Origin of the sequence: Aeromonas salmonicida subsp. salmonicida (assembly GCF_001643305.1) — a bacterium.
In the GTDB taxonomy this organism is placed as follows: domain Bacteria; phylum Pseudomonadota; class Gammaproteobacteria; order Enterobacterales; family Aeromonadaceae; genus Aeromonas; species Aeromonas salmonicida.
The window spans coordinates 138,097-150,759 of the sequence record NZ_LSGW01000047.1; the positions used below are offsets into that span (position 1 = coordinate 138,097).

General features: G+C 57.7%; 9 protein-coding genes and 1 pseudogene. 7 read left to right on the forward strand and 3 right to left on the reverse strand.

Features of this window, described 5'->3' with window-relative positions; translation table 11 throughout:
• Positions 1–19: 19 nt before the first annotated feature.
• From AXW79_RS06490 to AXW79_RS06500, 3 genes and pseudogenes are all read right to left on the reverse strand, one after another.
• Entirely contained in the window at positions 20–1,837 is a 1,818-nt protein-coding gene (locus AXW79_RS06490; protein WP_005317880.1) for an extracellular solute-binding protein, read from the reverse strand.
• 150 nt (positions 1,838–1,987) lie between these two features.
• A complete protein-coding gene (locus AXW79_RS06495) occupies positions 1,988–3,031 on the reverse strand; it encodes an ABC transporter permease (RefSeq protein WP_005317882.1) in 1,044 nt (347 codons plus the stop codon).
• 2 nt (positions 3,032–3,033) lie between these two features.
• Positions 3,034–4,051 (reverse strand): annotated as a pseudogene (locus tag AXW79_RS06500) (ABC transporter permease subunit).
• 746 nt (positions 4,052–4,797) lie between these two features.
• Between AXW79_RS06500 and AXW79_RS06505 the strand changes: the two are divergent.
• The 7 genes from AXW79_RS06505 to AXW79_RS06535 all read left to right on the forward strand — a co-directional run bounded on the left by AXW79_RS06505 (position 4,798) and on the right by AXW79_RS06535 (position 12,538).
• A complete protein-coding gene (locus AXW79_RS06505; RefSeq protein WP_011898400.1) occupies positions 4,798–7,404 on the forward strand; it encodes a TonB-dependent receptor plug domain-containing protein in 2,607 nt (868 codons plus the stop codon).
• 108 nt (positions 7,405–7,512) lie between these two features.
• A complete protein-coding gene (locus tag AXW79_RS06510) occupies positions 7,513–8,277 on the forward strand; it encodes a DUF3450 domain-containing protein (RefSeq protein WP_005317887.1) in 765 nt (254 codons plus the stop codon).
• Positions 8,274–9,638 carry a MotA/TolQ/ExbB proton channel family protein gene (locus tag AXW79_RS06515; RefSeq protein WP_005317892.1) on the forward strand — a complete coding sequence of 455 codons (1,365 nt, stop codon included), beginning with the start codon at positions 8,274–8,276 and terminating at the stop codon, positions 9,636–9,638. Before AXW79_RS06510 ends, AXW79_RS06515 begins: the two co-directional genes overlap by 4 nt.
• 10 nt (positions 9,639–9,648) lie before the next feature.
• Positions 9,649–10,176, forward strand: coding sequence for a MotA/TolQ/ExbB proton channel family protein (locus AXW79_RS06520; RefSeq protein ID WP_005317894.1), 528 nt, complete (start codon positions 9,649–9,651; stop codon positions 10,174–10,176).
• Between the two features lie 67 nt (positions 10,177–10,243).
• Entirely contained in the window at positions 10,244–10,651 is a 408-nt protein-coding gene (locus AXW79_RS06525) for an ExbD/TolR family protein (RefSeq protein WP_005317897.1), read from the forward strand.
• 16 nt (positions 10,652–10,667) lie between these two features.
• Entirely contained in the window at positions 10,668–11,303 is a 636-nt protein-coding gene (locus AXW79_RS06530) for an energy transducer TonB (RefSeq protein WP_005317900.1), read from the forward strand.
• An 11-nt stretch (positions 11,304–11,314) separates the two neighbouring features.
• Positions 11,315–12,538 (forward strand): tetratricopeptide repeat protein, encoded by a 1,224-nt coding sequence (locus AXW79_RS06535; RefSeq protein WP_005317903.1) that lies wholly within the window; start codon positions 11,315–11,317, stop codon positions 12,536–12,538.
• The last annotated feature ends 125 nt before the right edge of the window (positions 12,539–12,663 follow it).

Consider the following 12,663-nt stretch of genomic DNA (forward strand, 5'->3'; position numbering starts at 1 on the left):
CGCTCCCTTCTCAATGGCATCAATAATGTGCATAGGTCTTGTCGAGCAGGTTGATGGGCGCCAGCGCCTCTCCTGCCTCCTTGGCTTTCAGGGTCTCTTCCTTCACCTTGGGATCGAGCCAGAGCAGACCGCCGCTGCTGTGGGGATAACCATCCATGGGCCAGTAGAGCTGATCAGGGGTATTTCTGGTGGCCGGCACCTCGGGCAGCATCACATGGCGCCAGCTGCTGGCCCGCACATAGTTGAGCTGCACCCCGGGCACGAAAATGGCGAGATCATAGATGAGCTGCTGGATCTGACGGGAAATCCCGGCCCGCTTGGCCATGTCGAACTCTATGTTGTAAGCGTCGATCAGAGTGTCGAGCTCCTTGTCAGCCACGTTGAACAAGTTGTTGGTCTGGGGCTTGTTGGCGTTGGCCGAATGGAAGGATTCCCAATACTGGGGATAGAGACCACCGCCGCCCCAACCGAGCCAGGCTGCCTCGTGTTTCTTCTCCAGCATCACCTTGAAGCCGGTGGCGCCATCCACCAGGTTGAGCTCCAGATCCAGGCCCGCCTTCTTGGCTTCCTCTTTGAGCACAGTCAGTCGCTTGGAGTGCTCCTGGGTGGTGTAGGTGAGCGCCAGGGTCAGCCGCTCGCCCTTGTCATTTTGCAAGATGCCGTCCGGCCCCGGTTTGTTGTAGCCGCCCTTGGCGAAGTACTCCCGTGCCTTGGTGATGTCATAAGTCCGGCTTGGCAGTGACATGTCGGTAAAGTCACCGAAACCCGAGCCGAAAGTGGTCGCCCTGTCATAGTCGCCACGCAGTACCGTCTCGATCATCTTGTCTAGGTTCATGGCATGCTGAATGCCGAGGCGCACGTTCACGTCCACCAGCTTGGGGTTACTGACATTGAGGTGTACCCCCTGCCCCCCCTGCTTGGTGTCGGTCATGGCCATCACCTTCTGCACATACCCTTTCTTGTATTCCGGCGTGACTGCTTTTTCATGCCACCAGTTGGGCAGGATCATCTCGAAGGTATCGAGCTCCCCCTTCAGGAAGTGGCGAAACGCTATGTTGTGATCCCGGATCACCTGTACCTTGATGGTGTCAATATTGAATCTGTGCTGGTTGTAACGATCGTCTTTGGCCCACCAGTCTTGCTGCTTGCTGAAGGTGATGGACTTGCCCTTCTTGACCTCGCTCATCACATAGGGGCCAGTGGTCGGGACCACGGCCCAGTTGTACTTTTTCACCCAGTTGGGGTCGAGCTTGTAATAGTGCCTGGGCTGAGGCCACAGCTCAGTGGTGTTGAGCAGGTCCAGCTTGGCCTTGCGGCTGCCCGCCTTGACCAGAATGGTGTGGGCATCAATCTTGTCTACCACCACCACTTCGGTGGTGTAGTAGTTGTTGAACCAGGGGGCCCGGATCTCCTTGGAGCGCATCATTTCGTAGCCGAAGGTGTAGTCATCGGCGGTAACCGGCTTGCCATCGGACCACTTGGCGCGCGGATCCAGCTTGAAATAGACGGTCTGGCTGTCTGGTGCTATGGCCCAATGAGTCGCCAGCGATGGTATGGGATTGCCAGTATTGGGGTGAAAACTGATGAGTCGCAGCTGGTTATCCAGAATATAGGAGCGGAACGAACCATTGGAGTCCGGCCCCACGGTGCGAAACGTCAGGGGAAAGCTGTCGACAAACATGGTGATGGCACCACCGGGCAGCGCCTTGGGAGACGCGAATGTCGGGTCAGTATCGTTGGTCTCCCACTTGAGATCTGCGGGCAGACTGGCGGCCCAACCCCAGGATCCGTTCACCAGTAGAAAAAGAGCACCTATCCATTTGATTTTATTGTTCATGTTTGACTTCCAAGTCTAGCCCCTGCACTGGGGGTCTTGATTGATAACGGGTTTATCCCTTGCTCCCGGGTCCGCCTCTGGTGGCAGCCCGCCCTTCATTAATTACTGTTCGTAGCCAGCGTATACCAACGCGATGTAGCGCCAGCTTCGTCACTGATAACGGGTAAATTTGCGCGGGTCAAACGCCTCGCGGATCGCCTCGCCAATAAAGGAGACCATGATCAGCACCAGACTCACCGCCGCCACCACTGAGCTCACGATCCAGATGGCATCCAGATTGTTGATGCCCTGGGAGAGCAATTCACCCCAGCTTGGGGTCGGCGGCGCCAGGCCAAAGCCCAGATAATCCAGTGCCGTCAGGGTGGAGATGTTGCCCACCACAGCAAACGGCGCCAGGGTGACGATCATCATCAGGGTATTGGGCAGTATGTGGTTGAAGATGATGCGTTTGGTGGTGGCCCCCTGGGCCCGCGCCGCCATCACATAGTCTCGCGCCCGCTCCTTGTAGGTGAGGGTACGCATGTACCAGGTGATCCCCATCCAGCCAAACAGCACGTTGATGCCGACAAAGAGGCCAAAGTTGGGTTTGGCCAGCGACACCAGGATCATGATGACGTAGAGAAACGGCACCTGAGACCAGATCTCGATGAAGCGTTGCAGGATGAGATCAAAGCGCCCGCCGAGGAATCCCATCATGCAGCCTATGGTCACCCCTATGGCATAGCTGGCCGCCAGGGCGATAAAGGCAAAGCCGATGGCGATGCGAAAACCGTACACCAGCCGCGCCAGCACGTCGCGACCGCTGGTGTCGGTGCCAAGGAAGTGGCGCTCCGCCACACTGGGAGCATAAGGGGGATAGGCATCCTCCTTGAAGTCCTGCTCATAGGGGTTCCAGGGCACCAGCGGCAGCAGTACCCAGTCGCCTTTGCCTTGTGCTGCGAACTTGGCTTTGAGCTGGCGGTAATTGGTCTCGTACTCGTAATCTAGCCCGAAGTGCTGGCCCGGGATCACATCACCGTAAGTGGGAAAGTGGAGCTGGCCCTGATAGCTCACCATCAGTGCCCGGCTGTTGACCAGCAGCTCCGCCAGCAGGGAGAACACCACCAGGGCAGTGAAGATGACAAACGAGTAGAAACCGCGCTTGATCGACTTGAAGCGCTTGAGTTTTTTCAGCGTAACCGGGTTGAGGTTCATGGTTATTCTCCAAACCGCACGCGGGGGTCAACAAGGGCTACGCAGATATCGGAAACGATATTGCCCACCAGCATCAGCATGGAGGTGATGGCCAGAATGCCCATGACGGTGGGGTAATCCCGCTCGACGATCGCCTCGTAGCCAAGCAGGCCTATGCCGTCGATGTTGAAAATGGTCTCGATGAGGAAGGAGCCGCCGAAGAAAACAGTCAGCACGCTGCCAAGATGACTGGCAATCGGGATCAGGCTGTTGCGCATGGCGTGGTCGGTGACCGCCTTGCGAAACGGCAACCCCTTGGCCACGGCGGTACGCACATAATCCGCCGACAGGTTCTCCATCAGGCTGTTTTTCATGGTCATGGTCAGGATGGCGAAATCCCCGATGGCGTAGGCGATGAGCGGCAGCAGGGCATGGGCAAAGACGGTGCGGACCTGATCCCAGCTGCTCTCCATGGATTCAAAGTCGTCCCCCGGAAAACCGCCCATGGGCAGCCACTCCAGATGGAAGGCGAACACTGTGATGAGGAAGATCCCCACCACATAGGCGGGCAGCGCATAGGCCATGTAGATGAGCATGGAGCTTAAAGAGTCAAAGCGGCTGTTATGCCTGAGGGCTTTGGCAACCCCGAGCGGTATTGACACTGCATAACTGAGCAGAAAGGTCGCCAACCCGAAAAAGGCCGTCACGGGAAGCTTGTCCTTTATCAGATCCCATACTGGCTCGTAGTAGCGGGTCGACTCCCCCAGATCCAGCACAGCCAGCTTCTGCAGCCACTCCCAATAAGCGACCAGCATGGGCTTGTCCAGCCCGTAAAATGCCTTCAACTCCTCGATCTGTTCATCGGAGAGCGCCCTTGCTGCCACTGGATCGCCCGGTCTCATTCTGTGAGACCTGAGCCTGCAACAGCATGCGTTCGACCGGGCCGCCCGGCACGAAACGGGTGATGGAGAAGACGAGCAGGGTGATACCGAGAAACGTCGGGATGATCAAAAGCATCCGACGTAAGAAATACGACAGCATGGTGAAACCTCGTCCTTGTTGTTCTTGTGTGGCTAGTCAATTCCGATGACCTGCCTGTCCTTCCTGGCATTACTCACTGGATAGTCTGTTTATTGGCAGACAATCCGCTCGGTCACTGTAAAAGCTCTGCAACAAAAATCAAGTACAAGAAAGGGTAAAACCGATGGAAATGGCCACTTGGTGTAAAAGCCGCAAGAAAATGACGTTTTTTATTTAAAAAAGAAAAATCAAAACAAAACGCTGGCTATCAATTAAATTTTAAAAAAAATAAACAGTTGTTTAACTGCTATTAAAGAAAACCCAACCACATGAATTTAAATGGCTTTATCTTCCAGCCTGCCGAACTGAAAACGATATCAACACAACACCTCTATATTGTTCTACGGGTAACTACCAATGGTATCTATCGCCACTAAAACAGTGTTTCCTCCTTTTTTTTCTCATTTTCACAAAACAAGATACAAAGAGATACCAGCATTAATAATAAGTTCATCACTTTTTAGTTAGGCGACACAAAAGGCATTTAACAAAACTTTCACATTGCTTTGAATGTTATTCATAGAATTATTCACTGAGAAAACGCCACACAAATAACACACTCCTCTTATTGCGCTCAGCTTGCACTCAGCGCTCTGCTTTTCCCCTGCTCCATTGACGTCACCAGCCAAAGATTGATAAGCCTTACGCATCGCTCCAACGAGGGCGGTATGGAAGCAAACAAAAAACAACCAGGAAGGATATAAGCGATGCTTAGGAAAAGCAGACTCTCTGCTGCCGTAGCGTTTGCCTTGGCGAGCGCGGCAGTTATGACCACCCCTGTCTTGGCCGAAGAAGGCCAAAACGTCGAAAAGCTGCAAAAAATCAAGGTTACCGGCTCACGTATCTCCCGCGTCGATGTGGAAGGTGCCACCCCTGTTGTCTCCGTCAGCAAAGCCCAGATAGAGCAATCAGGTCAGCAGACAGTGGCAGATTACCTGAAGCAAGCCTCCTACAACTCCTTCGGTGGCGTATCCCCCGCCTCCGGCAGCTCTTTTCAATCCCAGGCTACCGTAGGCCTGCGCGGCCTTGGCTCGGAGCGCACCCTGATCCTGTTGAATGGCAAACGTGTCGCCGGCTCTCCCACCATGGGTGGTACCTCCATCAACTTGAACACCATTCCCATGGCGGCGGTTGAACGAGTGGAAGTGAACCTGGATGGTGGCTCGGCCATCTATGGCTCCGATGCCATCGGCGGTGTCATCAACGTGGTGCTCAAAGAGGGCTATGAGGGCTTGACCTTCCAGGGCCGCATCGGCAGCCCGACCGAAGAGGGGGGGGACGAGAAGAGTGGCTCCATCGTCGCCGGTGTCGCCAGCGAGAAAGGCTCCCTGATGGCGGTCTACGAGCACGACAAGAAAGACGTCGTTTACGCTCGCGATCGCGACTATCTCGCCAAGCAGGGCAACGACTCCCCCAGCGTCTATGGCCGCAACGTGGAAGGTATCACTGGCCTGGATGCCAATGGCGACCCCATCTGGAAATATGGCCCGCTGGCGGGTGCAACCAATGCAAACGGCACCTGCAAGGAGCCCTTCACCAATTTCGAAGGCGGTTGTAACTTCAACTATGGTCAGGTTGCCGCCACTACCGCCTCTCGCAGTCGTGACACTCTCTATTTGAATGGTCGTTATCATATCAACGACAACGTCGACTTCGTACCCCAGATCATTGGCTCACGGGTCGAGAGTTTCGGTCGCTTTGCACCCGCAGCAGGGGTGTTCACCATAGATCCTGCCAACCCGAAAAACGCCAAGTTCTTCACCGACAACGGCCTGGATGCCGCAGCCACCCAAGGGCTGGGTGAGGCTGCCTATGCCTACTACCGTTTCAGCAACGTCGGTACCCGTGACAACCTGGTCACTGACACCACAGGCAGCATGAACCTGGGTTTTGAAGGCACCCTAGCCACCGAAAGCGTCGGTGACATGCAGTGGAACGCCGGTTACATGTACTCCAAGACAGACAACAAGGAGAACGGCACCGGTTATGTGCTGAAGTCTGCCGCCCAGAAGGCGATCGAGGATGGCAAGTTCGTCGGTGGCGAGTTTGATGCCTCCACCACTGCCTCCATGGCCGCCGATACCAGCCGCCGCTCCACCATGGACTTCTACCAGTGGTATGCCGGTGTCCAGTGGGACATGGGCGAACTGCCGGCCGGTCCGGTCAGCTGGTACGCAGGCGCCGAGTACAACGACTGGGTCTATGCCGACAAGTACGATGCCCAGTCAGAAGCTGGCAACATCATCGGCTCCGCCGGCAACTCGTCCGGTGGGGTGCGCGACGTCACTGCCGCTTATATCGAGTCACTGGTACCCATTACGGATGAAGTTGAGCTCAACGTAGCCGGTCGTTACGACAAATACAGTGACTTTGGCAGCGCCTTCTCACCCAAGGCCAGCCTGCGCTACCAGCCGCTGGACAACCTGATGCTGCGCACCTCCTGGTCACGTTCGTTCCGCGCTCCCAGCCTGAGCGATCTCTACTCTGCAGACTCCGAGTCTGCCGACTGGGCCAAGGATTATGTCTATTGCGCAGCGAACGGCATTTCGGCGGCAGCATGCCCGAATCAGCAATACACGACCATCCGTACTGCCAACGAGAATTTGAAGGAAGAGACGGCCGATACCTGGAACTTCGGTGTGGCCTACAGCCCGCTGGATGATCTGAATCTGTCGCTGGACTACTACACCATCAAGATCACCGATCTCATCCAGCTGAACTCCCTGCAGTCCATCATCTATGACGAGCTGAACAACGGCAGTTCCAGCAACATAGTGCGTAACAGCCAGGGCAAGATCAAACAGGGCACCGCTCCCATGGTCAACCTGGGTGAGCTGAACACCAGCGGCCTGGACTTCAAGGCGGACTACAAGTACGACCTGAACATGGCGACGGTGCGCTATGACTTCGGTGGTACCTATATCCTTGAGTACAAGGAAGGTCTGTATGCCGGTGGCCCCGTCATCGACAAGATCGGTCAGAACGGCATGCCACAACTGCGCTTCAACACTGGGGTCGGTGTCAATGTGCCCCAGTGGTGGAACATGGATACCTACCTGAGCGCCAGCTACATCGACTCCCAGAGCCAGGACTACATCGCCGATACCGGTGCTGAAGTGGGTCACATTGCATCCCAGACTACCTGGAACCTGAACGTCGGTGTGGAAGCGCCCTGGGATGGCAAGATCCAGGTCGGCGTGAAGAACATGTTCAACACGGCCCCGTCACTGGAAAGCGATGGCTTCACCTATGACGATGAAGTGTACGGTATCGACGGTCGCATCTATTACCTCGACTACACCCAGAAGTTCTAATCAACCCCGTTGATATACGACCCAAGCCGGCCCGGTCGGGCCGGCTTTGCCCAACGTCCAAGGAAGTTACGGAGATAGGGTAATCCTATGAAGACAAGGACTATTAAAATGAAGAAAGCGCTCCTCGGCAGCCTGGTATCCGCTGCCTTGCTGACCAGCTTCAATCTGAGTGCCGCCTCTGCCGGTCAGGCAGTGGACGCTCAAGCCGCCACCGACAATGCATCCAAAGTTTCCCAGCAGAAGATCGACAACTACGCCGAGTCTGCCGAGTCTGCCCTGGCACAGTACAAAGCCGCCCTGCGCCAGGTCGACAGCCTGCGCGCTTACAACGAGCAAGTGGGCAAGATGGTCGACTCCCAGAGCAGCGAGCTGGCATCGATGCAGCGCCAGATTGCCCAGATCGATCAGACCAGCACCGAAGTGGTGCCCTTGATGCTCAAGATGATCGACTCCCTAGAGCAGTTTGTATCGCTGGATCTGCCGTTCCAGAAGGTCGAGCGGGAGGACCGCGTAGCAGCCCTGACCGACCTGATGAACCGGGCCGATGTCACCATCTCCGAGAAGTACCGCAAGATCCTGGAGGCCTACCAGATCGAGGAGGGCTTCAGCCGCACCATAGAGGCCTACAAGGCCAGTCTGGACAAGGATGGCAGCGAGAAAACCTACGAGTTCCTGCGTGTCGGCCGCATCGCCCTGCTCTACCAGTCCCCGGATGGTAACGAGACAGGCATGTGGAACAAGAAGACTCGTCAGTGGGAAGCCTTGCCACAGGAGTATCGCAGTGCAGTCGAACAGGGCTTGCGTATCGCCAAGAAGCAGGCACCGCCCGCGCTCATCAAGCTGCCGGTTCAAACTGCGGAGAAAGCATCATGAAAGGAATCAAACTCGCCATTGCCTCCCTGATCGCGGGAGCCACCCTGATCACCCTGCCGGTGACCGCAGCCGAAAAACCGGTGGACTTGAATGCCCTGCTGAGTCAGGTCAAGGCATCCAGCCTGAGTGAATCCCAGCTCAACAAGGAGCGGGAAGCCCGCTTCCTGGCAGACAAGAACGAGCAAGGGGCCCTGCTGGCCAAAGCCAAGGCAGAGCTCGCCGCCGAAACCGCCAAGGGCGAGCAGCTCAAGGCCACCTTCGATGCCAATGACAAACAACTGACCGAACTGACCGAGACCCTGCGCCAGCGTTCCGGCAACATGGGCGAGATGTTTGGCGTGCTCCGTCAGTTTGCAGGTGAGTTCAAGGGGATCTTCAACGCCTCCGCCCGCCGGGTCGAGCACCCTGAGCAGGCCGCGTTGCTGACCCGTCTGGCCGAGAGCAAGGAGCTCCCCTCCAGCGACGACTTGACCGCCTTCTGGACCACTACCCTGGGCCGCATGGTCGACGGTGGCAAGGTGAGCCAGATACCGGCGACCGTGGTGTATGGCGAGGGCAACCAGGCCGACAAAACCGTTACCCAGATCGGTGAGTTCAATACCGTCTCCGAAGGCAAGTACCTTACCTTTGTGCCGGAAACCGGCAAGTTCGAACAGCTGCCCCGTCAACCCGACAAAGGCGTATTGGAACCGATCGCCGAGTTTGAGCAGGGTGACGGTGGCGTCAAGCCCATCTTTGTCGACCCGTCTCGCGGCGTGATCCTCTCCCTGCTGGTGCAGTCTCCGACCTTGAAAGAACGGATCGATCAGGGGGGCGAGGTAGGTTACGTCATCATGGTACTCGGCGTGCTCGGTACCCTGCTGGCCCTGTTCTGCGGTGCTCGTCTGTCCCTCATCGGCGGGTCCATGCGCAAGCAGCTGAAATCCGACCAGATCATCAAGGGCAACCCCATCGGCGAAATGCTGGGGGCCTACCAGAGCCATCGTGGTGACAACATAGAGGATCTGGAATCCAAGCTGGACGAGATCATACTGCGCAACGTGCCCAAGTTCGAAAAGGGCATCAGCATCATCAAGCTGATCGCCTCGGTTGCCCCCCTGCTGGGGACAGTGGTCGGCATGATTGCCACCTTCCAGGCCATTACCCTGTTCGGTACCGGCGATCCCAAGCTGATGGCTGGCGGTATCTCCGAGGCCCTGGTCACCACAATGCAGGGTCTGGTGGTCGCGGTCCCCATGCTGTTCCTCTACACCATAGTGCAGACCCAGAGCCGTCGTCTGATCCAGGTGCTGGAAGAGCAGAGCGCCGGTTTCGTCGCCCGTTATCAGGAAAGCCTGCACGCCACCAAAGCAGCAGCGTAAGGAGTCTTCCATGTGGTTCTGGTTGATTGAAGAAGTCGAGTCGGTCCGCCGGTTTCTGGGATTGGGGGGCGACGTACTGGTCGCCCTGTTCTTCCTCACCCTGATGATGTGGGCCCTGCTGCTGGAACGCTGGTTCTACTTCATGGCGGTCTATCCCAAGCAGGTGAAGCAGACCAAGACGGCCTGGCTGGCACGCAGCGATCACCTCTCCTGGTCTGCCAAACAGATCCGGCGTGAACTGGTGTCGCGAGTCTCCATGGCGGTGGACAAGGGGATGCCAGTCATCAAGGTGCTGATCGCCCTCTGTCCACTGATGGGGCTGCTGGGAACCGTGGTCGGCATGGTGCAGGTGTTTGACACCCTCGCCATCACAGGCACGGGTTCCCCCCGCGCCATGGCATCAGGGATCTCCAAGGCGACGGTACCGACCATGGCGGGCATGATTGCCGCCCTTTCCGGCCTGTTTTTTGTCAACCAGCTCGATCACAAAGCCAAACTGGCGGTGCAAAAGCTGGAAGACAACCTGAAACACGGTTGATGCAGGATGCATACCCCCGGCTAGGCATGACCTGCCGGGGGCACAGAACAAGCAAGGAGTTTCTGCTATGAGAAAACGTTACAGCGACAGCGGTGCTGACGAGGCGGCTATCGATTTGACCCCCATGCTGGACATAGTGTTCATCATGCTGATCTTCTTCATCGTCACCACCTCGTTCGTCAAGGAGTCCGGCGTGGAGATCAACCGCCCGAGCGCCAGCACGGCCGAGACGGTGAAGAAGGGGAACATCATGGTCGCGGTTCGCGAAAATGGTCAGGTCTGGGTCGACAAGCGCATCGTCGAAGTGGGTGCCGTGCGCGCCAACATCGAACGGCTGAGGGCCGAGAACCCGGAGAGCGCCGTGGTGATCCAGGCCGACACCGAATCCCGTTCCGGTCTGGTGGTCCAGGTCATGGATCAGATCCGCATGGCCGGTGTCCAAAGCATCTCCATCGCGGCAGACAAGAGCAGCTGATGCCGGAGCGAGCGCCATGAGATACCTGATATCGTTAGCTGTCTCCTGTGTGGTGGTGTTCTTCCTGTTTCTGGGAATGAACAAGCTGATCACACCGGATCACCGGGAGTTGGTGGAATCCGAAGACGTCAGCATGACCGACTTCATCCGCCTCAAGCCCCAGGAGACGCTGCAAGAGAAACAACGGGAGCTGCCCAAGCCGCCGCCGCCGAACCGCCCGCCTCCCCCTCCCGAGATGGAAGTGGCCAGTACGGACAGGCCGCAGATGGAAAGCTCGCCCATGGACATGCCCAAACTCGACATCCCGGTCAACATAGGGGGCGGCAATGCCCTCGGTGCCTACAGCACGGGCGGCGGTGGTGGCGGTATGGGTGGCAACAACGGTGCCATTCCGCTGGCGACCTTCGAACCCATGATGCCCCGCAAGGCGGCGCTGGCCGGGCTCGCTTCCGGCAAGGTACTGGTGGAGTTCACCGTGACCGAACGCGGCACCGTCAGCAATATCCGCATCGTGAAGGAAGAGCCGCGCAGCTATGACCTCGGCAAGGAAGCGCGCAAGACCATCACCAAGTGGACGTTCAAGCCGGCCATGGTCGATGGCAAGCCGCAAGCCAGTCGCATGCAACAAGAAATCGAGTTTGCGACCAACTAAGGAAGGTGGCGATGAAAAAGTTACACACCCTGATCCTCGCCCCGGTTGCCATGGCGGTGCTGCTCAGCACCGCCAGCTGGGCCGCCGAGCAGCCAGCCCTGTCTGACCGTGCCTACCGCGCGGTCAACAAGGCGCAGGCGTTGATCACAGAGAAGAAATACGGCGAGGCCAATGCCAAGCTGCAGGAGGCGCTGTCCGGTGCCGGCGAGCGGGTCTACGACAAGGGGGTGATACTGCAGACCCTCGGCTTCGTGGCCGCCCAGCAGGAGAAATACGGTCAGGCGACCAAGTATTTCGCCGAGGCCATCGCCACCGGCGGCCTGCCACAACCCGTGGCACAACAGGTGCGCTACAACCTGGCCCAGCTCTACATGGCGGAGGGAAACTTCAAGGGTTCCATCAGCACCATGAACCAGTGGTTTGCGAGTCTCGGCAAGGATGAGAAACCGACCCCGCACGCCTACATCACCCTGGCCAACGCCCATGTGCAGCTCAAGCAGTATCGAGAGGCCATCCCTGCGGTGGATCAGGCCATCAAGCTGTCAGCGGGCAAGGCACCGGAGTCCTGGTATCTGCTCAAGATGGCGGCGCACTACGAACTGAAACAGTACAAGCCGGCCACAGAGGTGCTGACCGCTCTGGTGGACAAGTTCCCGGAGAAGAAGAAGTACTGGACCCAGCTCTCCGCCATGCACATGCAGGCGGGCAACGATGCCAAGGCGCTGGCGGCGCTCGAATCGGCCTACAACATCGGCACGGCCGAATTGCAGCGTCTCGCCAACTACCTGGCCTTCGCCGGCATTCCCCACCGCGCCGCTCGCGTGATGGAGAAGGCGATGAAGGAGGGGAGCATAGAGAGCAGTGCGGCCAACTACAAGACACTGGCCAACTACTGGCACCAGGCCAAGGAGCTGGATCCGGCCATCGATACCCTGGCCAAATCCTACAAGATGGCCCCCAGTGCCGAGCTGCAGCTCAAGATGGCACGCATGATGATCCAGAGCAAACGCTATCAGGATCTGGTGGCCCTGGCCGCCAAGCCGGCCGCCAATGCCAATGGTGAGCAACGCGCCGACCTGAAGTTCCTGACCGGAGTCGCCTATTTTGAGCAGCAAAAACCGAAGGAAGCATTGAACGCCTTCACCCAGGCAGCACAGAATGGCAACGTCAGTGGCCGCGCCTCCCCCTGGATAAGCTTCCTCAAGGAGCAACAGGGCGGTGCCGTCACTCAATAAGTGCCCGAGCGCACTGGCCCCGGCCATTCACTCCCGGGTCGAGGTCAAGGCTCAATGACGCGAAACGGGTGCGGGCGCCCTCCCCGCCCCCGTTTCATACCACAAGGGGTTCGCCCCACCGCTTG

Excerpts from the sequence above, each read along its gene's own strand:
- AXW79_RS06490 (WP_005317880.1), bottom strand. The coding sequence starts at position 1,837 with ATGAACAATAAAATCAAATGGATAGGTGCTCTTTTTCTACTGGTGAAC.
- AXW79_RS06495 (WP_005317882.1), bottom strand. The coding sequence starts at position 3,031 with ATGAACCTCAACCCGGTTACGCTGAAAAAACTCAAGCGCTTCAAGTCG.
- AXW79_RS06505 (WP_011898400.1), top strand. The coding sequence starts at position 4,798 with ATGCTTAGGAAAAGCAGACTCTCTGCTGCCGTAGCGTTTGCCTTGGCG.
- AXW79_RS06510 (WP_005317887.1), top strand. The coding sequence starts at position 7,513 with ATGAAGAAAGCGCTCCTCGGCAGCCTGGTATCCGCTGCCTTGCTGACC.
- AXW79_RS06515 (WP_005317892.1), top strand. The coding sequence starts at position 8,274 with ATGAAAGGAATCAAACTCGCCATTGCCTCCCTGATCGCGGGAGCCACC.
- AXW79_RS06520 (WP_005317894.1), top strand. The coding sequence starts at position 9,649 with ATGTGGTTCTGGTTGATTGAAGAAGTCGAGTCGGTCCGCCGGTTTCTG.
- AXW79_RS06525 (WP_005317897.1), top strand. The coding sequence starts at position 10,244 with ATGAGAAAACGTTACAGCGACAGCGGTGCTGACGAGGCGGCTATCGAT.
- AXW79_RS06530 (WP_005317900.1), top strand. The coding sequence starts at position 10,668 with ATGAGATACCTGATATCGTTAGCTGTCTCCTGTGTGGTGGTGTTCTTC.
- AXW79_RS06535 (WP_005317903.1), top strand. The coding sequence starts at position 11,315 with ATGAAAAAGTTACACACCCTGATCCTCGCCCCGGTTGCCATGGCGGTG.